The organism is Micromonospora sp. WMMC250 (assembly GCF_027460215.1).
Lineage (GTDB): Bacteria > Actinomycetota > Actinomycetes > Mycobacteriales > Micromonosporaceae > Micromonospora > Micromonospora taraxaci.
Genome location: NZ_JAPZBJ010000002.1, coordinates 6,009,574 through 6,036,329 on the forward strand (window position 1 = coordinate 6,009,574; position 26,756 = coordinate 6,036,329).

The window sequence follows — 26,756 nt, forward strand, 5'->3', positions numbered from 1 at the left end:
CCCGGCCGATCAGGCCGGGCTGGTCGCGCTCACGTCCGGCGGAGCAGGCGGAGCGGGCGGGGCAGGCGGAGCGGGCGGGGCAGGCGGAGCGGGCGGGGTCGGGTCGGTGCCGATGGCGGCCAGCAACTCGTCGGCGACCTCCAGGGCGAGCTTGCGGCGCTCGTCGTCGCTGATGTGCGGGGCGCGGAGCGCGAACCAGCTGCCGTGCACCGCGAACAGGGACAGGGTGGCGCGCAGTTGGGCGGCGGGGGAGTCGTCCCCACGGCACAACGCGTCGGCGAGCGTCATCATCCGGCCGCGCATCTGCTGGCCGGCGGCGAGACTCTTCAGCACGGTCTGGTTCTGCTCGAAGAACCGCATCACCGATGGCATCTCGCCGCTGAACATCGTGTCGGCGTAGCGGGAGACGAGTTCGCGCCGGGTGTCCAGGGTCGCGGGCTGCGACTCGGCCCAGGCGGTCAGCGCGTCGATCTGCACCAGCCGGTCCTCGACGAAGCTGGCGACGATGTCGTCCTTGCTCTTGAAGTGGTAGTAGAGCGCGGCCTTGGTGACGTTGAGGCGCTCGGCGATCTCCCGAAGCGAGGTCTTCTCGTACCCCTGCTCGGTGAAGAGCTCGAGCGCGACGGCCTTGATCCGCTCCCGCGTGCCGCCTGTGCTCTCCCTCACCCACGCCCCCCAATTGGCTTGACCGCTAGTTGGTGCCCAACTTACCGTGCGGCTAGTAAGGTGACTAGCCGGGCGGCAAGTAAGTGTGGCAATCCTCGGGGGGAGCTTACCCATGACACAGGCAACCCAGGCCGGCGCACGACCCAACAACATCAGGGTCGTGCTGTTCGGGCTGATGATCGCGATGATGCTCGCGATGCTCGACAACATGATCGTCAGCACCGCGTTACCGCGGATCGTCGGCGAGTTCGGCGGCCTCAACCACTTCACCTGGGTGGTCACCGCGTACGTCCTGGGCACCACCGTCTCCACCCCCATCTGGGGCAAGCTGGGTGACCTCTACGGCCGCAAGTCGGTCTTCCTGACCTCGGTCGTCATCTTCCTCGTCGGCTCCGCCCTCTGCGGTATGGCCGGTTCCGGGATGCTCGGCGGCCCGCAGGACGGCATGGTGCAGCTGATCGCCTTCCGGGCCGTGCAGGGTCTCGGCGCCGGCGGCCTCATGGTCGGCGTGATGGCGATCATCGGTGACCTGGTCCCGCCCCGCGAGCGTGGGCGCTACCAGGGCATGATCGCCGGCATCATGGCGATCGCCATGGTCGCCGGCCCCCTGGTCGGCGGCTTCATCACCGACCACCTCTCCTGGCGCTGGGCGTTCTACGTGAACCTGCCGCTGGGCGGCGTCGCGTTGCTCGTGCTGATCACCACCATGCACCTGCCGAAGTACCGCACCGAGCACCGGATCGACTGGCTCGGGGCGGGTCTGCTCTCGGTCGGCATCACCGCGATCGTGCTCATCACCACCTGGGGTGGCAACGAGTACGACTGGACGTCCCCGCAGATCTTCGGCCTGGCCGTCCTGGCCGTGCTCGCGTTGGTGGCGTTCGGCCTGGTGGAGCGCCGGGTCCAGGAACCGATCCTGCCCTTGGGGCTCTTCGCCAACCGCAACTTCGCCTTGATCTCGGTGATCGGCTTCCTGCTCGGCTTCGCGATGTTCGGCGCGATGAACTTCCTGCCGCTCTACCAGCAGACCGTGCAGGGCGCGTCGGCGACCAACAGTGGTCTGCTGCTGCTGCCCCTGATGTTCGGCATGCTCGTCGTCTCGCTGGTCATCGGTCGGGCGATCACCAAGAACGGTAAGTACCGGGCGTACCCGATCGTCGGTGGCGTGGTGATGACCGCCGGCATGGCGCTGCTGTCCATGCTCGACACCAACACCAGCAAGGTGACGTCCTCGCTCTACATGGTCGTGCTCGGCGTCGGCATGGGCTTCCTCATGCAGACGTCGATGCTGATCGCGCAGAACAGCGTGGAGCAGAAGGACCTCGGCGCGGCCAGCGGCGCGGCGACGTTCTTCCGGTCGATCGGCGGTTCGTTCGGCATCTCGCTGTTCGGTGCGATCTTCGCCAACCGGCTGGCCAATTCGGAGGGCGGCCGAGCCTTCGGCGGCGGCGAGGCCGGGGCCGGCATGGACCTGGCGAAGCTCAAGGAACTGCCCGCCCAGGCGCGCGAGCTGGTGCTCGGCGGTCTCTCCGACGCGATCTCGCACGTGTTCCTGTGGGCGGTGTTGTTCACCATCGTGATCCCGGTGCTCGCCTGGTTCATCAAGGAGATCCCGCTGCGGACCGCCAACGAGGCGCCGCCGCAGGCCACCCCGGAGGAGGAGGCCGAGGTCGCTCTCGGCAAGGCTCCCGTCGCCTGATCCGACATCCGCGTCGCACGCCGCGTCGTCCCGTCCGGGGCGGCGCGGCGTGTGTCTTCAGCCGAAGCACAGTTACCGGCGGCGCAGGCGTTGCCAGAGGCGGCGTAGCGGATTGCGGGGGCGGGGGACCCGAGCGGAACGCGTGCCGAGCAGGTCGGTGGCGAGCGCCGCGGTGGCCGGGTCCAACTCCGGAGCGGCGAGCGCCAGATGGGCCAGCGAACCGGCGATCGGGACCGGCCGGGTCCGCGCCACGGCTGCCGCGTCGGCGAGCCGCTCCGCCACCACCCGCGCCACGTCCGCGCGCACCGAGGGATCCACCCAGGCTGCGGTGACCAGGGCGAACAGCGCCGCCTCGGTGACCCAGTCCTCGACCCCCCAGATCAGGTCGAGCAGCACCCGGCGGCGGGTCGAGCCCTCCCATGGCTCGTCGGTGCGGTGGTGCAGCAGACCCAGGCAGGCCCACACCTGCACACCCCGGACCCAGACCGACGGGTCGTGGGCGGCCAGCAGTCGACCCACCGCGTTGGCCGGCGGCGCGGGCGGGTGCACCAGCAGACCGAGCAGATCGGCCACGTCGAGACCGGCCAGGCTCACCGCCGCGTCGTACGCGGCGGGCGGGTGTGGCCACGCCGGGTGTGCGATCTGCCCGATCCGGTCGACAGCCGTCGCCGAGGGCGTCGGCAGGGCCGGCGTGGGTACGTCGTCCGCGTACCGCCACAGCTGTTGGGCGGACGCCCGTCGCGGCTCGCGCGGGTCCGGTTCCAGCGCGCTCCCGACGACGTCGATCCGCAGCCCGGGAGCTGTCGACGTCGCCGTCCGGACGGCGCTCGGCGGGGCCGGGGCAGTCAGGTGTACGACGCCGCCGAGGCCGTTGTCGTCGTCGGCCACCGCCCGGCGCACCGCGTCGGCCAGCGGGCCGTCGGCCGGTGTCAGCTGACCGAGCCAGGGTCGGGCCCGGCAGCATTGGGCCAGGTCGCCGTGCTCGTGGGTGTCGTCGGGATGGTCCCGGACGAAGTCGGCGAGCGCGACCAGGTGAGCCAGGTCGCCGTCGCGCAGGTGCCGCAGGCGGTGTGCGGTGTGCACCGCGCAGTCGAACGACGGGTCGCGTGCCAGCGCCCGCTCGGTCCACTCCAGCGCCTCGTCGAGCCGGCCGATGTCGGCCAGGGTGCCGGCGATGTCCGCGTAGATCGCCAGGTCGTCGGGGTCCAGCTCGACAGCCCGACCGAGAGCCGCGAGGCCGTCGCGGGTCCGGCCCGCGCTGCGGTACGCGTACCCGAGCCAGACCTCGCCCATCTTCGACTGCTGTGCGCGTACCCCTCGGGCGGCCCACCGGACCGCCAGGGCGGCTTCGCCGACGCGCCGGGCCAGCGCGGACGCCGCTCCCAGCAGCAGGCTGTGCTCGGGGTGCACGGTGACCGCGTTGCGGGCCAGCGTCAGGTACGGCGTGAGGGCGGCCCGGCCGAGCCGTGGCACCGGGTCGGGCAGGGCGGCGCACACCTGCATGAGGACGCGGGCGATGTGTTCCGGGTCCAGTCGTTCGGCCAGCTCGGGTGCGGTGACCCAGGGCACCTCGGCCCACGGGGCGCCGGGCGCGTACGTGGTCGCCGCGGCCAGCAGTTCCAGCCCTTCGGCGGGGCGCCCGGCGGTGGCGAGCAGGTGGGCGCGGGCGACGACGGCTCCCACGAACGTGTGGTGGTTGATCGGGAACAGGTCCAGGCCACCGTCGCTCACCGCGGCGAGTCGGGCCAGTGTCTCGTGCACCTCGGGCAGGGTGGGGGCCCGCGCCAACGCACCGGCGAGGTGACCGGCGGCGTGGTGCAGGTCGCCCTCGTCCAGTGCCAGTCGGGCCAGCGCCAGCTCCTCCGTGGCGGAGAGCGCGGCATCGTCCGTTCCCTCGGGCACGTCGTCCTCTCGTCGCAGCCTCGACCGTGTGCAGCCGGCCAAGCGTAGTTGATATTGGGATCATTCGGTGATCATCTGCGCACTCCTGCTCGTTCAATTGCTCGAATATGGGGAAAGGTGCAAGACTGAGCAGGAAACGCGCGGGAACCGCGCAGGGGAGGAGTGTCCGTGACACGCGCAGGGGCTGGCATGGCCGCCGACATCGACGAGCAGCCGGCCGGCTACGCGCGGCTGCTCTCCGCCGCCAACGCCGCCGAGATCGCCCGGGTCGCGGCGGTCATCGCCGAACGCCGCCCGCGGCACGTGGTCTTCACCGCCCGCGGCACCTCCGACCACGCGGCCCTCTACGGGGCGTACCTGACCGAGATCCGGCTCGGCCTGCCCGCCGGGCTCGCCTCGCCCAGCGTGGTCACCCTGTTCGGGGCCCGACCCGACCTGTCCGACGCGCTTGTCGTCGGGGTCAGCCAGAGCGGCGGTTCCCCCGACCTGGCCGAGGTGCTGCGCGCCGCCCGCGCCTCCGGGGCGCTGACCCTCGCGGTGACCAACGCCCCCGACTCGCCGCTGGTCGACGTGGCCGAGCTGAGCGTCGACATCGCCGCCGGGCACGAGCGGGCGGTGGCCGCCACCAAGACGTACACCGCCGAGCTTCTCGCCCTGCTGATGCTGGTGGAGGGGATCCGGGCCGGCGACGGCGTGCTCCCGGCGGCCGAACGGCAGGCCCTCGACGCGCTGCCCGAACTGGCCGCGCGCACCCTCGCCGACGACACTCCGGCCCGACTCGCGCCGCGTTACCGGTTCGCCCGGCAACTGGTCACCACCGGGCGGGGCTACGCGTACCCGACCGCCCGGGAGGCCGCGCTGAAGCTGATGGAGACGTCGTACCTGCCGGCGCTCGCCTTCTCCGGCGCCGACCTGCTGCACGGTCCGCTCGCGATGACCGACCCGGAGGTCCCGGTGCTCGCCGTGGTCGGCTCCGGCCCGGGCGGACGGTCGATGGGTGAGGTGCTGCCCCGCCTCGGCGAACGCCGCGCCGACGTGGTGGTGGTCGGCTCCGCCGAGGTGCCGGGGGCCACCCGGCTGGCAGTTCCCGAGGTCGACGAGCGGTACGCCCCACTGCTGGACATCCTGCCGTTGCAGCGGTTGGCGCTGGCCCTGGCCCTCACCCGGGGTGAGGACCCGGACGCGCCACGCGGGTTGAAGAAGGTCACCGCGACGATGTGAGGCGCGGCGTGGCACCCTGGTCACCGTGTCCACGCTGCGCGACCTCGCCGAGGAGCACACCCATCTCCGTCCGGCCGACATCGACCACCTGCACCGCATCGCCGGCGACTGGCAACTGCTCTCCGATCTGTCCTTCGCCGACCTGCTGCTCTGGGTGCCGGTCGACGCCGACGGCACGTTCCTCTGCGTCGCCCAGGTCCGCCCGACGACCGCCCCCACCGCCTATCAGGACGACCAGGTGGGGCGCATCGTCGGCGGGTCGGAGGTGGCACACCTGGGCGTCGCGTACTCCCAGGGCCGGATCTGGCGGGAGGGTGACCCGGTCTGGTACGGCGACGTGCCGGCCCGGCACGAGGCGATCCCGGTCCGGCTGCGCACCGCCGAGGGGGAGGCCGGTGAGGTGATCGCCGTCGTGGGACGGGACACCAACCTCTCGACCGCGCGTACGCCGAGTCAACTGGAACTCAACTACCTGACCACGGCGGACGACCTGGCGCAGATGATCGCGGACGGCACGTTCCCGCCGCCCCGGCATCCAGGCGAGACCACCTCCGCGCCCCGGGTCGGCGACGGCCTCGTCCGGCTCGACGCCGGCGGGAAGGTCACCTACGCCAGCCCGAACGCCCAGTCCGCGTACCGCCGACTGGGCTACGCCTCCCATCTGGTGGGTGAGGACCTGGCCGCGCTGCACCGCCGGCTCGCCGGCGATCCGTTGGAGGGCACCGAGGCGGCGAACGGCATCCTGGCCGCGCTGCGCGGCGAGGGTCCGCCGCGACGGGAGATCGACGCCCGAGGGGCCACGATGCTCACCCGGGCGTTGCCGCTGATGCCCGCCGGGGTGCCGATCGGCGCGCTGGTGCTGGTCCGGGACATCACCGAGGTACGGCGTCGTGATCGGGCGTTGATCACCAAGGACGCCACCATCCGGGAGATCCACCACCGGGTGAAGAACAACCTTCAGACCGTGGCCGCGCTGCTGCGATTGCAGGCCCGCCGGGTGGCCATGCCGGAGGCGCGGGTCGCACTGGAGGAGTCGGTACGCCGGGTCGCCTCGATCGCCCTGGTCCACGAGACGCTCTCCATGTCCAGTGACGAGGCGGTCGAGTTCGACGGCATCGTCGACCGGGTCTCCAGCGCGGCGACCGAGGTCGCGGCGACCGAGGTGAGCGTCGGCATGCGACGGCGGGGCAGTTTCGGAGTGCTGCCGGCGGAGATCGCCACCTCGCTGGTGATGGTCCTCAACGAGTTGCTGCTCAACGCCGTCGAGCACGGCTTCCCGCCGAGCGACGAGGAGGACGAGCCCCTGACCGCCGCCGCCTCCGGAATGGTGCCGGTCGCCGCACCCGAGGTCGACCCGGAGCTGCGACCCGAGGTGGTGGTCTCGGCGCATCGGTTCCGCAAGATGCTGCACGTCTCGGTGGCCGACAACGGGCGCGGCCTGCCACCGGACTTCGACGCCGAACGTGCCAGCCGGCTCGGCCTCCAGATCGTCCGGGCCCTGGTCACCGGGGAACTGCGCGGCACCATCGAGCTGCGCGCCGGAGCCAACGGCGGCACCGAGGCCGTGCTGGTCGTCCCGCTGGCGCGTAACGCCCCGGACGGTCGCTCACAGGCCTGAGGTCGCACGCCTGCCGTTCCGGTCGTGCTTGACGGGCGCTGCCCACGAGTACCGGTGGGACGGTCCCACTGTTCTGAGCGACATACCTCTGGGTCATATTTATGACTCGGAGGTATATCGCCTTGAGGAAGGCGCCGCTGCCAGGCCGTCTCACGCCCTCTGCCCGCCGACCTGCGGGCGCGCCGGAGCCGGGTCAGTTGGCGGAGCGGGTCAGCAGGGCGACAGCCAGGCCGGGGCGCTGCCAGACCTGGGTGACGGTGAACTGCGCGCGGAGCGCGTCGCCCTTGGCGCCGGGCACTGCGGCCAGCGGATCGGGGTGCCGGCCGCTGACGACCAGCCAGACCCGTGGCGTGCCGGCCAGGCACTGCGCCGGTTGGGGGCACTCGGCGGCCCACAGGTCACCCCGGCGGGCCTCGTCCTCGGTGACCAGCACGTCGCGGGGCGGGTCGTGGAGGTGGTATTCGATGCCGAGGTCGAGGAAGAGCCAGCTGTGTCGGGGCGAGTAGACCACCGCGTCACCGGGCCGCTGACCGTCGCCGATCACTCTTGCCGCGCCCGCGTAGTCCACCGGCGCGTTGCGTGGCCACTCGTGGGTCCGCCGCAGCGCGGCCTGGTCGGGGAGGCCGAGCAGCCCGGCCAGGACCACCACGACGAGCGCGGCCGGCGCGGCCACCGCGGCCAGGGCCGCGCCCGCCAGCAGGCACGCGAAGGGCACCACGAAGACCAGGTACCGGGGCACCCACAGGGGTACGACGGCACCGGCGGCGAAGAGCAGCAGCACCGGCAGCAGCACCGCGCTCACCGGCAGCAGTGCCCGGCGTCCGAGCCGTGCCGCGCCCAGCGCGGCCACCCCGAGCAGCAGTCCGCCCACGACACTGCTCTGGGCCACGCCGCCGGGCAGCGCGGTCAGGTCATCCAGCCGAGCCAGACCCACCCAGTTCAACTGCCGGGACTGCTGGGTCCGGGCCTTGACCAGCAACGGACCGGCCAACAGCACGACCGGCACCACGGCGATGACCCACCGCCACACCCGCCGGTCCCGCTCGACGGTGGTGTGGTCCGGAGTGCCGACACCGGCATCGGCGGGCCCGCGCCACCAGGCGAGTACGACGACCAGCGCGTGCGCGGCGAGCAGCGTCAGCGCGATCAGGTGGATGAGTCCGAGAGCGGTGACTGCGATGGCGTACCCGGCCCAACGGGCCCAGCTCGGCCGCCGCAGCGCGGTCACCAGGAGCACTGTGGCGAGCACCGCGAGCATGGTGGCCAGCGCGTACGGGCGGGCCTCCTGGCCGTAGCGCGACGTGCCGGGGAGCACCGCGAACACCAGGCCGGCGAAGAGACCGGTGCGCCGGTCGACGAGCCGCGCGCCGAGCACGGCGAGCAGCCCGGCGGCCACTGTCATCGCCAGCACGGCCGGCACGCGCAGGGCGACGGTGGAGTCGCCGACGATCCTGGTCCAGATGTGCATCAGCAGGTAGTACGGGCCGGTCGCGGCGTCGATGGTGTCGGCCAGGCGGGCCAGGTCGGTGGGCGACCGGGTGGCCGCGCTCCAGGTGGCCAGCTCGTCGCGCCAGAGCTGGGCGGAGCCCAGGCCGGTCACCGTCACCGCCAGGGTCAGCAGCGCCGGGGGGAGCCAGACCGGTGGGCGGCGCAGGTGGTCCCACGCCGCCCCGCTCGACTTCTCGGACAATCCGCCCACGGTTCGAGCCTGCCACGGCCCTGCCGCCCGTGGGTGTCAGCTGGCGGCAGGCGGTGGCCGCCAGGCCGTTCGGCGAGCCGCCGGCCCGTGATGTGGGATCCAGCACGCGGACATTGGCCGGCCCCCTTGGCGTGTGGCAGCATGGGCCCATGACCGCCGCAGTCGTCCGCCGCTTCGTGGCACGTCGCCACGTCGATTACGGCCGCGTGCGCAGCGCGATCTGTCCGGCCTACTGACGACGCCCGACCAATCCGTCTCGGGCGCGCTCCGCGCCGGCTGTCTGAAGACACCGTTGTCCCGCCCGCTTCGCGGGCCGGCCGCCGCGCCCCGCGTACACCGAGGCACAGCAGACAACGGAGGACGCCGCGATGGCGGTCAGCAGCATCCCGGCCCGTTCCGAGGACCCGACGGCTCGCCCGACCCGAGCGCCGCGCCGGCCACGGGGTGAGGGCCAGTGGGCGCTCGGCCACCGTGAGCCGCTCAACCCCAACGAGCGGATCAAGAAGGACGACGACCCGCTCAACGTCCGGGCCCGCATCGAGACGATCTACGCGCACCGGGGCTTCGCCTCCATCGACCCGCAGGACCTGCGGGGACGGTTCCGCTGGTGGGGCCTCTACACCCAGCGCAAGGCGGGCATCGACGGCGGGCGCACCGCCGTGCTGGAGCCGCACGAGCTGGAGGACGAGTTCTTCATGCTCCGGGTCCGCATCGACGGCGGCCAGCTCAGCCTGGCCCAGCTACGGGTGATCGCGGACATCTCGCGGGAGTTCGCGCGGGACACCGCCGACATCACCGACCGGCAGAACATCCAGTACCACTGGATCCGGGTCGAGGACATGCCGGAGATCTGGCGCCGACTGGAGTCGGTCGGTCTGCAGACCACCGAGGCGTGCGGTGACTGCCCGCGCATCGTGCTGGGCAGCCCGGTCGCCGGGGTGGCCCGCGACGAGGTGCTCGACCCCACCCCGGCGATCGACGAGATCGTCTCCCGGTACGTCGGCGACAAGCAGTTCTCCAACCTGCCCCGCAAGTTCAAGACGTCGATCTCCTGGCTGGTCGACACCCCGTACGAGTCGAACGACATCGCGTTCCTCGGTGTCGACCACCCCGAGCACGGCCCCGGTTTCGACGTCTGGGTCGGCGGTGGCCTCTCCACCAACCCGATGCTCGCCCAGCGGCTCGGCGTCTGGGTGCCGCTGGCCGAGGTACCGGACGTGTGGGCCGGTGTCGTCGGCATCTTCCGCGACTACGGCTACCGCCGGCTGCGCAACCGGGCCCGGCTGAAGTTCCTGGTGGCCGACTGGGGTGTGGAGCGTTTCCGGGAGGTCCTGGAGAAGGACTACCTCGGTCGCACGTTGCTCGACGGCCCGGCGCCGACCCTGCCGTCGAAGCCGATCGACCACGTGGGCGTGCACGAGCAGGCCGACGGGCGGCACTACGTGGGCGCCGCCCCGGTGGTCGGACGGGTCTCCGGCGCGCAGCTGAGCCAACTGGCCGACGTGGTCGAGGCGCACGGCAGCGACCGGGTGCGGCTCACCCCGTACCAGAAGCTGCTGGTGCTCGACGTGCCGTCGGAGCGGACGGAGTCGCTGGTCGACGCGTTGCGCGGGATCGGCCTGGAGGCCCGGCCCTCGGCCTGGCGGCGCGGCACCATGGCGTGCACCGGCATCGAGTACTGCAAGCTCGCGATCGTCGAGACGAAGGCCCGCGGCGAGGAGCTGGTGGCGCGGCTGGAGCAGCGGCTGCGCGACTTCGACGCGGACATCTCGATCCACATCAACGGCTGCCCGAACGCCTGCGCGCGCACCCAGGTCGCCGACATCGGGCTCAAGGGTCAACTGGTGGTCGGCCCGGACGGTCGGCAGGTGGAGGGCTTCCAGGTGCACCTGGGCGGCGGCCTGGGCATGGCGCAGGGCCAGACCGCCGGTTTCGGCCGCAAGCTGCGCGGCCTGAAGACCACCGCCGACGAGCTTCCGGAGTACGTGGAACGGCTGGCCCGCCGCTACCTGGCCGGTCGGAGCGAGGGCGAGACGTTCGCCAACTGGGTGATCAGAGTCGACGAGGAGGACCTGCGGTGAGCAGCGAGAACCGAGCGGCACCCCTGTACTGCCCGTACTGCGGCGAGGAGGACCTGCGGCCGCACGAGGCGGGGCACGGCGCGTGGGAGTGCCACGCCTGCACCCGAGTCTTCTCGGTGAAGTTCACCGGCCTGCTCTCGCGGGCGGTGACCCGATGAGCCTCGTCTCCGCCGCGAGTCTGCGCCTGGTCGGTCCGGGTGGCCCGACGCCGACCGATCCGGCCCGGCGCGACCCGGACGAGCTGCGGGCCCTCGCCGAGCAGGCCGCCCGGGACCTGGAGGGCGCACCGGCCCTGGAGATCGCCCGCTGGGCGGCGCAGACCTTCGGTGACCGGTTCTGCGTCACCAGTTCGATGGCCGACGCCGTGCTGGCCCACCTGGTGTCCCGGGTGGCGCCGGGCGTGGACGTGGTGTTCCTCGACACCGGCCTGCACTTCCCCGAGACGCTGCGGGTGCGCGACGAGGTCGCCCGGACGCTCCCGGTGAACGTGCGGTCGATCCGGCCGCGGCTCACCGTCGGTCAGCAGGACGGCCAGTACGGCCCCCGGCTGTTCAACAAGTCGCCGGACGACTGCTGCCAGCTGCGCAAGGTGGAGCCGCTGGAGCGGGCGCTGACCGGGTACGACGCCTGGGCTGCGGGCCTGCGTCGGGACGAGTCACCGACCCGGGCCAACACGCCCGTGGTGACCTTCGACGCCCGGCGCGGCAGGGTCAAGGTCAACCCGATCGCGGCGTGGTCGCAGCGGGACGTGGACGCCTACATCGCCCGTTTCAACGTGCCGGTCAACGAACTGTTCAAGCAGGGTTACGGGTCGATCGGCTGCTGGCCGTGCACCCGCCGCACCAAGGCCGGCGAGGACGCGCGGGCCGGCCGGTGGGCCATGTTCGAGAAGACCGAGTGCGGCCTGCACGTCTGACCTCACCGGCGACGACCCCGACCGGCCCCGGTGCGGCCGGCGGGGCCGACCCGGTGGTGCTGGTCGCGCACGGCAGCCGCGATCCGCGAGCGGCCGAGGCCACCGAGGCGCTGGCCCGAGCCGTGTCGGCGGCCCGTCCGGGCACACCGGTGTGGGCGAGCTGGCTGGACCACACCGAGCCGGGGCCGACAGCGGTGTTGCGTGACCTGGCCGCAGCCGGTCACCGTCGGGCGGTGCTGGTGCCGCTGCTGCTGACCGCCGCGTACCACCGTCGGGTGGACATCCCGGCGGCGGTCGCCGCGGCGGCGCGGACCGGGCCACCGCTGGCGGTGCGGGTGACCGACGTGCTCGGTCCGGCGGACGGGACCGTCGACGCGGGGCTGCTGGGCGGGTTGCGTCGCCGGCTCGACGAGGCGGGTCCGGGCCGCTTCGACGCGCTGGTGCTGGCGGCGGCGGGCACCCGCGACGCGCGGGCGCGCTGTTCGGTGGGTCGGGTCGCGGACGCGCTCGGCGACGAGTTCCAGGTGCCCTGCCGGGTGGCGTACGCCTCGGCGGCTCCGCCGTCGGCCGGCGTGGCGGTGTCCCGACTCCGGGCTGCCGGCGCGCGGCGGGTCGCGGTGTGCGCGTACTTCCTGGCGCCCGGCCTGTTTCACGACGCGGTGGCCGAGGCGGCCCGCGCGGCCGGGGCGGTCTCGGTCGCCGCACCGCTGACCAACGCGCCGGAGTTGGTGGAGTTGGTGTTGCGGCGGGTCGACGATCGGCCGGTGCCTGCCTCGACGGGGTGACCCGTGCCGGCACGACGTCGCAGGTGCCGGACAGCGGAACGCCCCGGTGGGTGAACCCACCGGGGCGTACAGCTGTGTCGTTTGGGGGATCAGGCGGAGTGAGCGCGCAGCACCCGGAGGCCGCCACGCCGCTTCACAGCGCGCCGCTCCTCCTCGCTCATTCCGCCCCAGACGCCGGCGTCCTGACCGGACTCGAGCGCCCACTGCAGGCACTGATCGGTCACGGAGCAGCGCCGGCAGACGGCCTTGGCCTGCTCGACCTGCAGGAGAGCCGGCCCGGACGTCCCGATCGGGAAGAACAGCTCCGGGTCCTCGTCGCGGCAGACAGCATGGTGACGCCAGTCCATGGCGGCAACACTCCTCATTCTGGATGGGTGGCAAACAATTGCTTGTCGTGCTTTTCCTATATGCATCCGCAGTGCCGGTGGTGACAGTTAGCGTCCGACCATTCGGCAGTGCGTGAGCAGGCGGTCAGCGCCGGGGACCTGCTGGAACAGCTCAACCTGACGAGCATATCCAGGCAATGTCCCGGTAACTCAAGTTCGCTTGTGAATACTTTCACGAACGCTCGTGATGTCAAGGGTGACGCTCGGAAAAACTCCGGGCGGTGAGCAAGCCCACAACCTGTTTGTCCGGATTCCAGTGCTTTCCTGGTTACCCGCCGTGCCACAGTCGAGGATCAATATAGTACAGTCCGCGTGACATTGCTGACATTTCCGGCACCTGCCCCTCGGTGTGGCGGCGACCGGCCGATGCGGTTGTGGCCACCGTGTCGACCAAGGGCAGTACCCGAGACCTAGCAGATTACTCTCAGTGCGGCCGGAACGGAGGTGAATCTGACTTTCTCCCGCTCGCCGAGATAGTCGCCGTCCAGCTGGAACGCCTGCGGACGGCTGGAGACCAGGGTGAACTCCGGCGTGTCATGGAGTCGTAACACCTGACGACCTCGTGGATCCGGCTGCCGAGACAGGAACTGCGTCACTGTCCGTGTTGTGCTAGCCACCCGGAGCTGACGCAGGGCCAGCACATCCAGCCCGAGGTCGAACGACGCCGCCGGGTTCGGGTTGACCTCCCGGTCGCCCAGGTACGTCCAGGGCGCCGTGTTCTGGATGATGACGGTGGCCAACTCGGACTCCGCCTGCTCGCCCGGACGCTCCAGGCTGATCGCCGGATGCCGGCGGTCCGAGGCGAAGAAGTACTGGTTCATGATCGAGCGCAGGTACAGCGTCGGCGTGGACACCCGTCCCTTGCGCCGAGCCTGCTCCACCCGGTGGATCACCGCAGCGTCCAGGCCGAACCCGGCGCAGAACGTGAAGTAGCGGTCGTCCGCACGTCCCAGCCCCACCGTCCGGCTCCGGCCCAGCCGCAGCCCTTCGAGGATCATGCTGGTCGCCTCCGGCCACTCCCGGGGCAGGCCCACCGCGCGGGCGAACACATTGGTGCTGCCACCCGGAACGGTCGCCAGCGCGGGCAGTCGCTCGGCCATCGAGGCGTCCTCGCCGAGTTTCGGCGGGTCGGCCGTCATCAGACCGTTCACCACCTCGTTCACAGTGCCGTCGCCACCCAGGGTGACGACGAGGTCGACCCCCTCGGCGGCGGCCTCCCGGGCCAGCGCCACGGCGTGCCCGCGCCGACGGGTGTAGCGCACGCTGAGGTCGACTTCGCTGCGCAGCGCCCGGACAAGCACGTCCCGGCTGCGTTCGCTGGTGGTGGTGGCCTTTGGATTGACCACCAGGACGGCCCGCATGGGCGGCACTGTACCTCCCGGCCGCCCGGGTATCGTGGCGCGCGTGACCATCGACTCGGCCCCGATTCCCGTCACGCTCCGCTGGGCGGTGCGGCTGCTGTGGGCGGAAGCGGCCGTCGTCGGGCTGATCGCGCTCTGGCTCATCTGGGCCGACCTCACGGCCACCACCACCGACCTCCTGTCGGCGTTGCTGGTGACCGTGTTCGCCATCGGGGCGGCGGTGGCGCTCTGGGCGCTGGGTCGGGCGCTGCTGCGCCGTCAGGCGGGCGCACGGGCCCCCGCGATCGTGCTCCAGCTGATGCTGCTGCCGATCGGGTGGTTCATGATCCAGGGCGGGCTGGGTTGGCTGGGCGTGCCGTTGATGGCGCTTGGCCTGGGCGTGGGCTGGCTGCTGGTCAGCCCTCCGACGACCCGGGCCCTCGGCTTCGAGTGACGGACCGGGTTCCAGTGACCGTGCCGGATCCAGTGACCGTGGCGGATCCGGCGGGTGCCGGGCCGGTCAGTGGCAGTGCCGGGCCGGTGGCCGGTGGTGGAGCAGCGGGTCAGTAACCGCCGGAGCGGCGGGTGAGCAGCGCGATCGTCGCCCGGCCGTCGGCGGCCGTGGCGGACGCTGAGGTGGTCAGCGCGGTGAGCACCTTCCAGGCGAACGACGACTCGGCGGGCAGCGTGGCGCCCCGCACGGTCGGCACTGTCACCTCGACGGTCAGTGCGTCCTCGGTGACGGCGAAGCGGCACTCCAGCTCGGCGTCGCGGGTGGCGATGGCGAGCAGCATGGCGCACGCCTCGTCGACGGCGATCCGCAGATCCTCGATCTCGTCGAGTGCGAACTGCAACCGGGCCGCCAGACCGGCGGTGGCGGTGCGGAGCACGCCGAGGTAACCACCGTCGGCAGGCACCGTGAGGTGCACCACGTCGTCGTCGGTGGCTGGTTGGCCAGTCAGTTGAGTCACGCCTCATCCCCCCGGTCGGGGACTCTACCCGGTCAGTCGCCCCTACGCGTGCCGACGGTGGTGGCCTGGGTGGCCAACTCGCGCAGGGCGTCGCCGCTGAGCCGGTAGGGCACCCACTCGCTCATCTGCTCCGCGCCGATCGAGGCGTAGAAGCCGGCCGCCGGATTCCAGTCGATCATCCACCACTCCAGCCGCCGGTAGCCGCGTCGTACGCAGATGTCAGCCAGGGTGGCGAGCAGCATCCGGCCTGCTCCGGTGCCTCGCGCGGACGGCCGGACGTACAGGTCTTCCAGGTAGATGCCGTGCACGCCGGCCCAGGTGGAGAAGTTGAGGAACCACAGCGCGAAGCCGATCGGCTCGTCACGCTCGTCCACGGCGACGTGACCGAAGAGCGCCGGAGCGCTCGGTTCCTCCGACGCCGGGCCGGCACCGAACAGGGCCGAGGTCAGTTGCTCGGTGGTGAGGTGGCACTGCTCGGGGGCGCGTTCGTACTCCGCCAGCTCGTGCACCATGGCGACGACGGCCGGCACGTCCTCGGGACGTGCCGGCCGGATCGTCGGTATGACCGACGAGGTCATGCCTTCTTGGTCTCCCAGAAGATCTTCGAGATCTCGTCGATCTTCGAGAGCAGCTTGTCGGCGGTGGCCGGGTCCAGGCTGCCCTTGACGCCGCCGGCGCCGGCGAGCTTGGTGGCCTCGTTGAACAGGCTGTGCAGGTTCGGGTACTTCTCGAAGTGCGGCGGCTTGAAGTAGTCGGTCCACAGCACCCACAGGTGGTGCTTGACCAGCTCGGCGCGCTGCTCCTTGATGATGATGGCCCGGGTGCGGAACTCCGGGTCGGTGTTCGACTGGTACTTCTCGCAGATCATTTTGACCGACTCGGCCTCGATCCGGGCCTGAGCCGGGTCGTAGACACCGCACGGCAGGTCGCAGTGAGCGCTCGCGGTGACGCGGGGCGCAAGGATGCGCGGAAGTCGCATCGGGATCCTCCATGGGAAGTTTGCGATGATCAAAGGCGACATTACTCCTGGGAATGCTCCCCGAACCGGGTGGAGGTGAAACCAGTGCAGGCCGATCACCCGGCTGGGGCGGCCCGGTTGCGCAGACCGCTGACCGCCGTCCTGGTGACCGGTCCGTCCATGGCGCCGACGCTGCGGCACGGCGACGCGGTGCTGGTGCGCCCCGGCGGCCGTCCGATCCGACCCGGGGACGTGGTGGTCGCGGTCTTCCGGACCCGTCCCGAACTGCTGGTGGTGAAGCGGGCGGTCCGGCCGCAGGACGGCGGCTGGTGGCTGCGCGGGGACAACGACCTGATCACCGACGACTCCCGGGCGTACGGGGTGGCCGACGTGCGGGGGAGGGTCGTGGCCCGCTACTGGCCACGTCCCGGACGGGTGCCTCCCCGGCCGATATGACCCTGCTCACATCCGAGGGGCAGTGCCGACACTATGCTCGGAAAGTGCCGGGTGACCCCCCGCGCCGCGTGCCACCGCTCGCCGCCCACCTCGCGGCCGGGCCCGCCGCCTCACATCTGCTCGACAGATCCTGGAGTCACCGCCATGTCTTCATCCACCGTGGACCCCGCTGATCCCGTCTTCCTGCTGCACCGGGGCGGCAAGATGGCCGTCGCCTCGACCGTGCCGCTCACCAGCCGGGAGGACCTCTCCCTGGCGTACACCCCGGGGGTGGCTCGGGTGTGTGAGGCGATCGCCGCCGACCCCGACCTGGCCGACGACTACACCTGGGCGGCGCACACCGTTGCGGTGGTCACCGACGGCACTGCGGTGCTCGGGCTCGGCAACATCGGCCCGCGCGCCGCGCTGCCGGTGATGGAGGGCAAGGCGGTGCTGTTCAAGCAGTTCGCCGGGGTGGACGCGGTGCCGATCTGTCTGGACACGCAGGACGTCGACGAGATCGTCGCGGCGGTGCGGGCGCTGGCGCCGTCGTTCGGCGGCATCAACCTGGAGGACATCAGCGCGCCGCGCTGCTTCGAGGTGGAGCGTCGCCTGGACGAGGCGCTGGACATCCCGGTCTTCCACGACGACCAGCACGGCACCGCGATCGTGGTGCTGGCCGCCCTGCGTAACGCCGCCAACCTGCTCGACCGCAAGCTCGGTGACCTGCGGGTGGCGGTGAGTGGCGCGGGCGCGGCCGGGGTGGCCGTGACGAAGATGCTGATCGCTGGGGGAGTGGACCCCGACCAGGTGGTGGTCTGCGACTCCAAGGGGATCATCGGTCGGCACCGCACCGACCTGACCGGCAGCAAGGCCGAGCTGGCGGCGAGCACCAACGCCGACGGTCGCCAGGGCGACATCACCGAGGCCCTGCGCGACGCGGACGTCCTGATCGGGGTCTCCGGAGGCCAGATCCCGGAGACCGCGGTGGCCGGGATGGCCCCCGACGGGATCGTGTTCGCACTGGCCAACCCGACGCCGGAGGTGCACCCGGAGGTGGCCGCCCGGCACGTGGCGGTGGTGGCCACCGGTCGCAGCGACTACCCGAACCAGATCAACAACGTGCTGGCCTTCCCCGGGGTGTTCCGGGGCGCGCTGGACGCCGGCGCCACCCGGATCACCGAGGCGATGAAGGTCGCCGCGGCGGACGCCATCGCCGGAGTGGTGGCGGAGTCGTTGACCGCCGACGCGATCGTCCCGTCTCCGCTCGACCCGCGCGTCGCGCCGGCCGTGGCCGAGGCGGTGGCCGAAGCCGCCCGCCGCGACGGCGTGGCCCGCCGCTAGCGGCGCACGAGCCGGTGCGCGCGGCTTCTTAACGAACGCTCAGCTTGTTACCGTGCCGATCATGCGTGCTGCCTTTGCCTCCCGTTTCGACGACGCCGATCCGCTCGCCGCGCTCACCGTCGGCGAGCGGCCGGAGCCGACACCTCCGGCCGACGACTGGGTGACCGTGCAGTTGCGGGCCACCTCGCTCAACCACCACGACCTCTGGTCGTTGCGCGGGGTGGGTCTCACCGAGGCCCAGCTGCCGATGATCCTCGGCTGCGACGCGGTCGGGTTGGACCCGGAGGGCCGCCCGGTGGTCGTGTATCCGGTGGTCGTCACTCCGGGTGACCCGCGTGGGGTTTCCATCCTCTCCGAGCACTTTCCCGGGACGCTCGCCGAGCGGGTGGCCGTACCCCGATCGAACCTGATCCCGCTGCCCGACGGCATGGCGGCGACCGACGCGGCGTGCCTGCCCACGGCCTGGCTGACCGCGTGGCGGATGCTGACCACCAAGGGCCGCGTCGCGGACGCCGACAGCGTGCTGGTCCAGGGCGCTGGCGGCGGGGTGGCCACCGCGGCCGTCGCGCTCGCCGTCGCGATGGGCAAGCGGGTGTACGCGACCAGCCGCGACGCCGCCAAGCGCGACCGGATCTCGGCCCTCGGCGCCACCGCCGTGGAGCCCGGCGCCCGGCTGCCGGAACGGGTCGACGTGGTGATCGAGACGGTCGGCGCGGCCACCTTCGACCACTCGCTGAAGTCGGCCGCGCCGATGGCCCGGATCGTGGTCTCCGGGGCGACCGCCGGGCACGAGCCGTCGGTCAACCTGCGCCGGGTCTTCGCGATGCAGTTGGAGATCCTGGGCACCTCGATGGGCACGCCCGGCGAGCTGTACGAGCTGCTGGAGTTCTGCTCCGAGAACGAGGTGCGCCCGGTGGTGGACAGCGTCATCCCGTTCAGCCGGGTCGAGGACGCCTTCGCCCGACTGCACTCCGGCGACGCCTTCGGCAAGGTCGTCATTGACCACGAGGCCTGACCCCCGGCCCTGCGGCGCCCGTCAAGATCCGCGCAACATCGGGGAAACTGCTGCCTCCCGGCGTCTTGAGGGAGCAACATCCCGGATGTTGCGCGGATCTTGGGGGCGCGCGGCGCGGCGCGGCGGGGTCAGAGGTGGTCGTCGAAGGTGGCCAGGTCGCCGCGCGTGGCGTCGGTGGAAATGCGCTTCTTGGCCTCCGGGTCGCCGTAGAGCGACCAGCGGAGGAACTCGACGGACGTGTCCGAGACCAGCCGCAGTGTCGCGCTGTCGCCGAGCAACGCCCGCCCGTGGTCGCCCTTGGGCAGGCTGAGCATCGCCTTCGGCCAGGGCACCTTGTCGTAGGCGGCCTTGCCCGCCGCGTACTCGACCACCTCGTCCAACTCGCCGTGCACGAACAGTTGCGGCGCGGCCGCACCGGCGAACGCCGTACCCACGCCGAGTGCCGTGCCGGCGAACACCACACCCGCGTCCAGCCGCTCGTCCCGACCCGTGGTGAACAGACCGATGGTGGTCACCCCGCCCGCCGAGTGCCCGGCCGCGGCCACCCGCTCGCCGTCCAACCGGCCGCGCAGCGCGTCGCCGGCGGTGCCGTCCAGCGCCAGCACCTGGTCGAGGGCGTACGACACGTCAGCCGGCTGGTTGAGCACGTCGAGGACGTTGTTGTCGGCGCCCTTGGAGGTGTGCGGGAACGTCGGCGCGGCCACCACGAAACCGGCCGCCGCCCACCGGGTCAGCAGTTTGGCGTAGTCGTCCGGCCGCCCACCCAGCCCGTGACTGAACATCACCACCGGGAACCGGCCCTCCGCCGCGGTCGCGGACCGCTTGGCCGTGCCGCCGGACTGCCCGGCCGCCGGGTACCACAGCGTCGTCGGCAGCGCCCGGCCGTCCCGGTTCAGCTCCAGTTGGCGTACGCCGACCGCGAAGGTGGTCTTCGGGGCGGACCCGGCGGGCACCTGCGGCGTCGGCGTGGCGACGGGTCTCGGCTGCGCCGGCGGTGTCTGCCCGCCGGCACTCGGGCGGGTGTCCGCCGAGCAGCCGATCAGGCCGGCGACGAGCACGGTGCTGGCCATCAGTGCGGGAGTCACGCGACGGGGCATGAACCCAATTGTGCCCTGTCCGGCGGTGCCGCCCGCACGGCTTGGGCGGGGTGTGCCCGCCCGGTCACCGCGCGTCAGGCTGCCGCCCGCTCGCTGAGGGGACGCCGTCTCATGGCGGTGTCCGTCAGCGCGCGTGGCGGGAAGGCGGCGTTGGGGTTGTACCGGTTCGTCCCCGGCGGCACGATCTCGTCGATCCGATCCAGGGTGGCGTCGTCCAGGGTGAGCGTGGCGCCCTTGAGCAGGTCCTCCAGCTGCGGCAGGGTTCGCGGCCCGATGATCGCCGACGTGACGGCCGGATGGGCCACGGTGAAGGCGATGGCGAGCTGGGGGAGCGTGCAGCCGATGCTCGCCGCCAGGTCGACGAGCTGCTCGACGATGTCGAGCTTGGCGGCGTTCTCGGCGATCGTGGGATCGAACTGTGCCGGCCGGAGCACGGCACGCCCGGTCGAGAGGTCGACGGGCTGGTTCTTGCGGTACCTACCGCTCAGAAACCCGAAGGCGAGAGGGCTCCAGACCAGCACCCCCATGCCGTAACGCCGGCAGACCGGCAGGGTGGAGGCCTCGACCCCACGGGCCAGGATCGAGTACGGGGGCTGCTCGCTGCGCAGGCGCCCGAGACCGCGACGTTCGGAGACCTGGTGTGCCTCGACGATCTCCTCGGCCGGGAAGGTCGAGCAACCGAAAGCGCGGATCTTTCCCTCGCGTACCAGGTCGGTGAGCACCGAGAGCGTCTCCTCGATGTCGGTCGACGGGTCGGGACGGTGGATCTGATAGAGGTCGATCCAGTCGGTGTCCAACCGCCGGAGGCTCCCTTCGACCGCCTTGAGGATCCAACGCCGGGAGTTGCCGCCCTGGTTGGGGCCCTCGCCCATCGGAAAATGCACCTTGGTGGCGAGCACGACGTCGTCGCGGCGACCGCGCAGCGCCTTGCCCACGATCTCCTCGGACTCTCCCCGGCCGTACATGTCGGCGGTGTCGACGACGTTGATGCCCTGGTCGAGGGCGGTGTGGATGATGCGGACGCAGTCGTCGTGGTCGGGGTTGCCGACGGCACCGAACATCATGGTCCCGAGGCAGTGGGTGCTCACGTCGATGCCGGTGCCGCCGAGAGTGCGGTAACGCATGTCGATGCTCCTTTGGCGCTTCAGTGACGATCACGTGGCACCCTAGGAGCTAGAGTCGGCTCTAGGTCAACCCTCGTTACCCTGCTCGGCATGGCTGACAACACAGCGAGTCTGAGCATCGGGCAGGTCGCCGAGCGCACCGGTCTGAGCGTGCACGCGCTCCGCTTCTACGAGCAGCAGGGTGTCTTCGTCAGCCCGATCCGCCGTGCTGCTGGCGGGCGTCGTAGCTACAGCCAGGACGACGTCGACTGGCTGACCGTCTGCATCATCCTTCGCGCCTCCGGCATGCCTCTGCCCGCGCTGCGCCGTTACGCCGACCTCGTTCGTGCGGGCGCGGGCAACGAGGAGGAACGTCTCGCGCTCCTCCAGGAGCACCACGGGCGCGTCACCACCCAGCTCGGTCGGCTCACCCAGTGCCTGGACCTGATCACCTTCAAGGTCGGGGTGTACGAGGACCTGATCGACCAGAAACGGCACGCAGCAGGGCCAGATCGTCCACGTCCTTCGGTCGGCGGGGACGTTCCGGCATCCACACCGGGTACATCTGCTTGAACTCGATCTGAGCTGCCACCGAGATCGTCGGCACGGTGAGCGCGCCGATCCGACCGGGTGGCGCGTCCAGCATTCCGGCCGGGAGCGGGGTGCCGGCCCACGGCCCGCCACCCACCGTCGGTCGTCCGTCGCTGTCCCGACCCAGATAGGCGAAGCTGGCCTCCACGTCGGCGGAGAACAGGTCGAGTTGCGTCGTCACCGGCATGCGCGGGTCGAGCCGCCAGTCACGGGCCAGCAGCAGAGTCGCCAGTCGGTTCGCGTCCTCGTGCCAGCAGTACCAGTCGACGTCGACGTGCGGACGCGTCACCGCGCCGAGCTGGAAGTCCATCGCCCAGCCGCCACGCAGCCACACCGGGATGCCGGCTGCCCCGGCAAGCCCGACCACCTCGGCGATGCTCGCCAACTGGCGGCGCGTCAGCCCGTGCACCGGCCCCACCGTACCGGCGGGTGCGGTCCGCCCAGCGAGCTCCGGCGGCGTCACGGGGCCGGGCGGGATTCGTAGCGGGTCAGGGGGGAGCGGGCGCCGGCGGGCAGCCGCGCACCGGCGGCCCGGTCACCGTAGAGGGTCCAGCGGAGGAAGTCGGTGGTGGTGGCGACGACAGCGGCGAAACCCGGGTGGCCCGGCGTCAGGTACGCGCCGTGGTCCTGCCCCAGCAGGCTGAGGAACGCGGCCGGCCCTCGGGTGCGCCCGTACGCGGCCCGGCCGACCGTCAGTGGCACCACCGCGTCGGCGGTGCCGTGCACGAAGAGCACCGGCGCGGCCAGCCCCGCGAAGCTGCCGGGCAGCCCACCGCCGGCGATCACGATCCCGGCGCGCAACCGGGCCGGGTGCCCCTCGCTGAACATCCCGGAGGTGGTGAAGCCACCCGCCGAGTGCCCGGCGGCGGCGACCGCCGTCAGGTCCAGGTGCCCGGCGAGCGGGTCGTCGCGACGTCGGTCGAGCCGGCCCAGGTGCCGGACCAACCGCCAGGCGTCGGCGGGCTGGTTGCGGACGTCGGCCCTGCTGAACTGGGCGGCACCCTGCCGGGTGTGCGGGTACGCGGGCGCCGCGACCACGAACCCGGCCGCCGCCCAGCGGGTGGTCAGCCCGGCGTGCAGATCGGGTCGGCTGTGCAGCCCGTGGCTGTAGATCACCACCGGGAACCGCCCGGCCGCCACCCCGTCGGTCGACACCGGGTACCAGATGGTCACCGGCAGTGGGCGCGCCGAGCGCGGATCGAGGGTGAGCGTACGCACGCCGACGGCGTACGACCCCTCGGGCGCTCGACGTGCTGACGCCGGCGCTTCACCCTGGTCGGCCTCGGGCGTCGCCGACGCGCAACCCGCCAGCAACGCCGTCATCAGCACGGCGATCAGCCGCCCCGCCCCCATCCTTTTACGGTAGGTGGCTGGGCGGGCGTAGCCACCCCACCGTCCGGCCCGGCTGTGCCCGCCACCCGGTCGGGTCACGTCAACCAGCCGGATCCGGCTTGGGACGACGCGGACCGGGGACGGTGCCGCGTGACCAGCTTCGCTAGGGTCACCGGCATGGCTGAGAACTACACCGACCCCAGCGGCAACACCGAGGCGTTCCGTGCCTTCTCCCAGACGCCGGAGGCCGCAGCCCCGACGGAGGCCCCGTCCCGGCTTCCCCTGATCGTGGGCGCGGCCGTCGTCGTGCTGGTGGTGGCCGCCGTCGCCTGGTTCGCGCTGAGCTGACCGAAGCGCACCTGACCAGGTCAGTTGCCCTCCACCACGCCCCGGGTCTGCCGGGCGATCTCCCGCTCCTCGTCGGTGCGGATGACGCAGACGCTCACCTCGGCCCCGGGGGGCGAGATCACCCGGTCGCCCTCGCCGTCGTTGCGGGTGTCGTCGACGCTGATGCCGAGGCGGTCCAGACCGGCCAGCGCGGCGGCCCGCACCGGCGCGGCGTGCTCGCCCACCCCGGCGGTGAAGGCGATCGCGTCGACGTGGCCGAGCAGGGCGTAGTACGCCCCGACGTAGCCGGTGATGCGCCGGCAGTACACGTCGAACGCCAACGTCGCCGCCGGGTCGCCGGCCGCCCGGCGTTGCAGCACCTCGCGCATGTCGTTGACGCCGGTCAGCCCGAGCAGGCCGCTGCGGTGGTTGAGCAGGTCGTCGATCTCGTCGACCGACAACCCACCCTCCCGGCGCAGGTGGAAGATGACGGTCGGGTCCAGGTCGCCGCTGCGGGTGCCCATCACCAGCCCCTGAAGGGGTGACATGCCCATCGAGGTGGCGACGCTGCGACCGCTCGACACCGCGCAGGCGCTGGCCCCGTTGCCCAGGTGCAGGGTGATCGTGTTCAGCTCGTCGTACGGGCGGCCCAGCAGTTCGGCGGTGCGGCGGGACACGTACGCGTGCGAGGTGCCGTGGAAGCCGTACCGGCGGATGTCGTACCGCTCGGCGACGTCCCGGTCGATCGCGTACGTCGCGACGGCCTCCGGCAGGGTGTGGTGGAACGCGGTGTCGAAGACGGCGACCTGCGGGACGTCCGGCAGCGCCGCCCGGGCCACCTCGATGCCCGCCAGGTTCGCCGGGTTGTGCAGCGGGGCGAGCGGCACCAGGTCTCTGATCGCCGCCAGGACCGCGTCGTCGACCAGCACCGGGGCGCTGAACATCCGGCCGCCGTGCACCACCCGGTGCCCCACCGCGGCCAGCCCGCCGAGGTCGAGGCCGTCGAGGATCCGCCGGACGGCGGTGGCGTGGTCCGCCGGGCCGCCACCGGGTTCACCGACCCGCTCGACGGTGCCGTGGTCGAGCGTCCGGTCACCGTCGTACCGTCGCCACTTGACCGACGACGAACCGCAGTTGAGCACCAGCACCTGACTCACGACGCCTCCTCGGTGGCCGCCTGGATGGCCGTGATCGCCACCGTGTTGACGATGTCCGGCACGCCCGCGCCCCGGGACAGGTCGTTCACCGGCCGCCGCAGGCCCTGCATCACCGGACCCACGGCGACCGCCCCGGCGGAGCGCTGCACGGCCTTGTAGGTGTTGTTGCCGGTGTTCAGGTCCGGGAAGATGAAGACCGTCGCGTGACCGGCGACCGGGCTGCCCGGCAGCTTCGTCGCCGCCACCGCCGGGTCGATCGCCGCGTCGTACTGGATCGGCCCTTCGACCAGCAGGTCGGGCCGACGTTCCCGGACCAGGGCGGTCGCCGCGGCGACCTTCTCCACGTCCTCGCCGGCGCCGGAGCTGCCGGTGGAGTACGACAGCATGGCCACCCGGGGTTCGATGCCGAACCGGGCGGCGGTGTCGGCCGACGAGATCGCGATGTCGGCGAGCTGCGCGGCGTCCGGGTCGCGGTTGACGGCACAGTCGCCGTAGACCAGCACCCGGTCCGCGAGCAGCATGAAGAAGACGCTGGAGGCCACCGAAACCTCCGGCACCGTACGGATGATCTCGAATGCCGGTCGGATGGTCGCGGCGGTGGTGTGCGTGGCGCCGGAGACCATTCCGTCGGCTCGTCCGGTCGCCACCATCAGCGTGCCGAAGTAGTTGGGTTGCGCCACGATGTCGTGCGCCAGCTCGGCGGTCACGCCCCGGTGGGCGCGCAGCCGCGCGTACTCGACAGCGAACTCGTCCCGCCAGCCGCTGGTGACGGGGTCGACCACGTTCGCGTCGCCGAGGTCGACGCCTAGCTCACGGGTCCGGCGGGCGATGTCGTCCGGCCGGCCCAGCAGGGTCAGCTCGGCCACTCCACGCCGCAGCAGGATCTCCGCCGCCCGCAGGATCCGGTCCTCGGCACCCTCCGGTAGCACCAGGTGCCGACGGTGCGAACGGGCCCGGTCGATCAGCTCGTTCTCGAACATCAGCGGGGTGACCCGCGCCGAGCGGCTGACCCGCAGTCGACGGGCCAGGTCGTCGGTGTCCACGCAGCGCTCGAACGCGCCCAGCGCCGCCTCCACCTTGCGCGGATTGGCCGCGCTGGGCCGGCCCTCGATCCGGCTGGACGCGGCCACCGTGTCGTAACTGTCGCTGCCCACCGAGAGCACCGCCAGCCCGGTGTTCAGACCCTCCACCAACCGCATGACCCGGGGGTCGGGCTGCTCGCCGAGGGTGAGCACCAGCCCGGCAACCGACACCTGCCCGGCCACGTGCGCGGCGCTCGCGGCGACGAGCAGGTCGGCCCGGTCCCCGGGGGTGATCACCAGGGCGCCTTCGGTGAGGTGGTCCAGCAGGGTCGGTACGTGCGCGGCACCGACCACGAAGTCCAGCACGTCCCGGCCGAGGGCGGCGTCGTCCCCGGCCAGCAGGGTGGCGCCGAGCGCCGCCGCCACCTCGGCCACCGTCGGCGCCGACACGCTCGGCACCTCCGGGATGGCGTACGCGGGGACCGGCAGGTCGGGCAACGTCATCGGCTCGGTCACCCGGTTGGCGATCACCGCGAGCACTGTCGCGCCCAGGTCGGCCAGGTCGTGGTACGCCCCGCGCATGGCCGCCGCGACGGCCGCCGGCTCCTGCTCGTAGCCGTCCACCACCGGCACCACGACACTGCCGAACTCGATGGCCAGCCGGGCGTTGAAGGCCAGCTCCCGAGGGTGGGCCGGGTCGCCCGGGTCGTCGAAGTCGCTGCCCACCACGACGACCGCCGGGCACTGCCGCTCCACCGCCCGGTACCGCTCGACGACGGCGGAGATCAGTTCCTCACGCCGGCCGTCGGCGACCAGCGTCGCCGCCTCGGCGTACGTGGCCCCGGCCAGTTCGGCGAGGGGCACCTCGACCCGGTACCGCTCGCTGAGCAGGGCGAGGATCGGGTCCGCGCCGCTGGACGCCACCAGTGGACGAAAGACGCCGATCCGCCCCACCTGCCGGGACAACAGTTCGGCCAGCCCAAGGGCGACAGTCGACTTCCCCCCACCGGAACCGACGCTGGTCAGGTACACACTCCGAGCCACAACCCCACCCCCACCCCACACTCGGTGATCAAGACGTTCGCGTCAGT

At 72.1% G+C, this 26,756-nt stretch carries 27 protein-coding genes; 13 read left to right on the plus strand and 14 right to left on the minus strand.

The features are described from left to right. Positions 1 to 9 precede the first annotated feature (9 nt). Entirely contained in the window at positions 10 to 666 is a 657-nt protein-coding gene (locus O3438_RS27265) for a TetR/AcrR family transcriptional regulator (RefSeq protein ID WP_269682491.1), read from the minus strand. A 112-nt stretch (positions 667 to 778) separates the two neighbouring features. Between O3438_RS27265 and O3438_RS27270 the strand changes: the two genes are divergently transcribed. Further along, complete coding sequence (locus O3438_RS27270; RefSeq protein WP_269682492.1) at positions 779 to 2,365, plus strand: MDR family MFS transporter; 1,587 nt, start codon at positions 779 to 781, stop codon at positions 2,363 to 2,365. 72 nt (positions 2,366 to 2,437) lie between these two features. Here the strand turns inward: O3438_RS27270 and O3438_RS27275 are convergent, their stop codons facing one another. After that, positions 2,438 to 4,267: a tetratricopeptide repeat protein gene (locus O3438_RS27275; protein ID WP_269682493.1), complete on the minus strand. Its 1,830-nt coding sequence runs from the start codon at positions 4,265 to 4,267 to the stop codon at positions 2,438 to 2,440. Positions 4,268 to 4,456: 189 nt separating this feature from the next. Here O3438_RS27275 and O3438_RS27280 point away from each other — a divergent pair, with 189 nt between their 5' ends. Next, positions 4,457 to 5,488: an SIS domain-containing protein gene (locus O3438_RS27280; protein ID WP_269683767.1), complete on the plus strand. Its 1,032-nt coding sequence runs from the start codon at positions 4,457 to 4,459 to the stop codon at positions 5,486 to 5,488. 25 nt (positions 5,489 to 5,513) lie between these two features. Beyond that, positions 5,514 to 7,106: a PAS domain-containing sensor histidine kinase gene (locus O3438_RS27285; RefSeq protein ID WP_269682494.1), complete on the plus strand. Its 1,593-nt coding sequence runs from the start codon at positions 5,514 to 5,516 to the stop codon at positions 7,104 to 7,106. A 193-nt stretch (positions 7,107 to 7,299) separates the two neighbouring features. Here the strand turns inward: O3438_RS27285 and O3438_RS27290 are convergent, their stop codons facing one another. Beyond that, complete coding sequence (locus O3438_RS27290) at positions 7,300 to 8,805, minus strand: glycosyltransferase family 39 protein (RefSeq protein ID WP_269682495.1); 1,506 nt, start codon at positions 8,803 to 8,805, stop codon at positions 7,300 to 7,302. A 368-nt stretch (positions 8,806 to 9,173) separates the two neighbouring features. Between O3438_RS27290 and O3438_RS27295 the strand changes: the two genes are divergently transcribed. The 4 genes from O3438_RS27295 to O3438_RS27310 are packed head-to-tail and all read left to right on the plus strand — an operon-like array spanning position 9,174 to position 12,587. Continuing rightward, positions 9,174 to 10,886 carry a nitrite/sulfite reductase gene (locus O3438_RS27295; protein ID WP_269682496.1) on the plus strand — a complete coding sequence of 571 codons (1,713 nt, stop codon included), beginning with the start codon at positions 9,174 to 9,176 and terminating at the stop codon, positions 10,884 to 10,886. Continuing rightward, a complete protein-coding gene (locus tag O3438_RS27300) occupies positions 10,883 to 11,044 on the plus strand; it encodes a hypothetical protein (RefSeq protein WP_167393614.1) in 162 nt (53 codons plus the stop codon). Before O3438_RS27295 ends, O3438_RS27300 begins: the two co-directional genes overlap by 4 nt. Beyond that, positions 11,041 to 11,802 carry a phosphoadenylyl-sulfate reductase gene (locus tag O3438_RS27305; protein WP_145779121.1) on the plus strand — a complete coding sequence of 254 codons (762 nt, stop codon included), beginning with the start codon at positions 11,041 to 11,043 and terminating at the stop codon, positions 11,800 to 11,802. The genes O3438_RS27300 and O3438_RS27305 overlap by 4 nt, the downstream gene beginning before the upstream one ends. Further along, positions 11,784 to 12,587 (plus strand): sirohydrochlorin chelatase, encoded by an 804-nt coding sequence (locus tag O3438_RS27310; RefSeq protein WP_442929664.1) that lies wholly within the window; start codon positions 11,784 to 11,786, stop codon positions 12,585 to 12,587. The genes O3438_RS27305 and O3438_RS27310 overlap by 19 nt, the downstream gene beginning before the upstream one ends. Positions 12,588 to 12,676: 89 nt before the next feature. Here the strand turns inward: O3438_RS27310 and O3438_RS27315 are convergent, their stop codons facing one another. Both O3438_RS27315 and O3438_RS27320 read right to left on the minus strand, forming a co-directional pair. Further along, positions 12,677 to 12,934: a WhiB family transcriptional regulator gene (locus O3438_RS27315; protein WP_007072794.1), complete on the minus strand. Its 258-nt coding sequence runs from the start codon at positions 12,932 to 12,934 to the stop codon at positions 12,677 to 12,679. A 449-nt stretch (positions 12,935 to 13,383) separates the two neighbouring features. Beyond that, the gene (locus tag O3438_RS27320; protein WP_269682497.1) at positions 13,384 to 14,334 is read right to left on the minus strand and encodes a diacylglycerol/lipid kinase family protein; all 951 of its coding nucleotides are present in this window, start codon (positions 14,332 to 14,334) and stop codon (positions 13,384 to 13,386) included. A gap of 43 nt (positions 14,335 to 14,377) precedes the next feature. Here O3438_RS27320 and O3438_RS27325 point away from each other — a divergent pair, with 43 nt between their 5' ends. Further along, on the plus strand, positions 14,378 to 14,767 hold the full coding sequence (locus O3438_RS27325) for a hypothetical protein (protein WP_269682498.1): 390 nt from the start codon (positions 14,378 to 14,380) through the stop codon (positions 14,765 to 14,767). A gap of 109 nt (positions 14,768 to 14,876) precedes the next feature. On the opposite strand, the gene O3438_RS27330 is transcribed toward O3438_RS27325, so the two are convergent. The 3 genes from O3438_RS27330 to sodN are packed head-to-tail and all read right to left on the minus strand — an operon-like array spanning position 14,877 to position 16,263. Then, entirely contained in the window at positions 14,877 to 15,284 is a 408-nt protein-coding gene (locus O3438_RS27330) for an ATP-binding protein (RefSeq protein WP_088987803.1), read from the minus strand. Positions 15,285 to 15,316: 32 nt separating this feature from the next. Then, positions 15,317 to 15,862, minus strand: a complete 546-nt coding sequence (locus tag O3438_RS27335) for a GNAT family N-acetyltransferase (protein ID WP_269682499.1) — start codon at positions 15,860 to 15,862, stop codon at positions 15,317 to 15,319. Beyond that, a complete protein-coding gene (gene sodN / locus O3438_RS27340; RefSeq protein ID WP_269682500.1) occupies positions 15,859 to 16,263 on the minus strand; it encodes a superoxide dismutase, Ni in 405 nt (134 codons plus the stop codon). The genes O3438_RS27335 and sodN overlap by 4 nt, the downstream gene beginning before the upstream one ends. 84 nt (positions 16,264 to 16,347) lie before the next feature. Between sodN and O3438_RS27345 the strand changes: the two genes are divergently transcribed. From O3438_RS27345 to O3438_RS27355, 3 genes are all read left to right on the plus strand, one after another. Next, on the plus strand, positions 16,348 to 16,698 hold the full coding sequence (locus O3438_RS27345) for a S24/S26 family peptidase (protein ID WP_269682501.1): 351 nt from the start codon (positions 16,348 to 16,350) through the stop codon (positions 16,696 to 16,698). 144 nt (positions 16,699 to 16,842) lie between these two features. Further along, entirely contained in the window at positions 16,843 to 18,021 is a 1,179-nt protein-coding gene (locus O3438_RS27350) for an NAD(P)-dependent malic enzyme (RefSeq protein ID WP_269682502.1), read from the plus strand. 52 nt (positions 18,022 to 18,073) lie between these two features. Beyond that, the gene (locus O3438_RS27355) at positions 18,074 to 19,036 is read left to right on the plus strand and encodes a zinc-binding dehydrogenase (RefSeq protein WP_269682503.1); all 963 of its coding nucleotides are present in this window, start codon (positions 18,074 to 18,076) and stop codon (positions 19,034 to 19,036) included. Between the two features lie 128 nt (positions 19,037 to 19,164). Here the strand turns inward: O3438_RS27355 and O3438_RS27360 are convergent, their stop codons facing one another. After that, positions 19,165 to 20,133 (minus strand): alpha/beta hydrolase family protein, encoded by a 969-nt coding sequence (locus O3438_RS27360; RefSeq protein WP_269682504.1) that lies wholly within the window; start codon positions 20,131 to 20,133, stop codon positions 19,165 to 19,167. Between the two features lie 74 nt (positions 20,134 to 20,207). After that, positions 20,208 to 21,257: an aldo/keto reductase gene (locus O3438_RS27365; protein WP_269682505.1), complete on the minus strand. Its 1,050-nt coding sequence runs from the start codon at positions 21,255 to 21,257 to the stop codon at positions 20,208 to 20,210. 90 nt (positions 21,258 to 21,347) lie between these two features. On the opposite strand from O3438_RS27365, the gene O3438_RS27370 reads away from it, so the two are divergent. Then, positions 21,348 to 21,809, plus strand: a complete 462-nt coding sequence (locus O3438_RS27370) for a MerR family transcriptional regulator (RefSeq protein ID WP_269682506.1) — start codon at positions 21,348 to 21,350, stop codon at positions 21,807 to 21,809. On the opposite strand, the gene O3438_RS27375 is transcribed toward O3438_RS27370, so the two are convergent. Both O3438_RS27375 and O3438_RS27380 read right to left on the minus strand, forming a co-directional pair. Beyond that, positions 21,691 to 22,236: a nucleotidyltransferase domain-containing protein gene (locus O3438_RS27375; protein ID WP_269682507.1), complete on the minus strand. Its 546-nt coding sequence runs from the start codon at positions 22,234 to 22,236 to the stop codon at positions 21,691 to 21,693. The genes O3438_RS27370 and O3438_RS27375 overlap by 119 nt on opposite strands. A gap of 50 nt (positions 22,237 to 22,286) precedes the next feature. Further along, entirely contained in the window at positions 22,287 to 23,180 is an 894-nt protein-coding gene (locus tag O3438_RS27380; protein WP_269682508.1) for an alpha/beta hydrolase family protein, read from the minus strand. Between the two features lie 156 nt (positions 23,181 to 23,336). Here O3438_RS27380 and O3438_RS27385 point away from each other — a divergent pair, with 156 nt between their 5' ends. Next, complete coding sequence (locus tag O3438_RS27385; protein WP_269682509.1) at positions 23,337 to 23,507, plus strand: hypothetical protein; 171 nt, start codon at positions 23,337 to 23,339, stop codon at positions 23,505 to 23,507. A gap of 20 nt (positions 23,508 to 23,527) precedes the next feature. On the opposite strand, the gene O3438_RS27390 is transcribed toward O3438_RS27385, so the two are convergent. Together O3438_RS27390 and pta are read right to left on the minus strand one after the other, a co-directional pair. Next, positions 23,528 to 24,643, minus strand: a complete 1,116-nt coding sequence (locus O3438_RS27390; protein WP_269682510.1) for an acetate/propionate family kinase — start codon at positions 24,641 to 24,643, stop codon at positions 23,528 to 23,530. Next, positions 24,640 to 26,709: a phosphate acetyltransferase gene (gene pta, locus O3438_RS27395; RefSeq protein ID WP_269682511.1), complete on the minus strand. Its 2,070-nt coding sequence runs from the start codon at positions 26,707 to 26,709 to the stop codon at positions 24,640 to 24,642. The genes O3438_RS27390 and pta overlap by 4 nt, the downstream gene beginning before the upstream one ends. Positions 26,710 to 26,756: the final 47 nt, after the last annotated feature.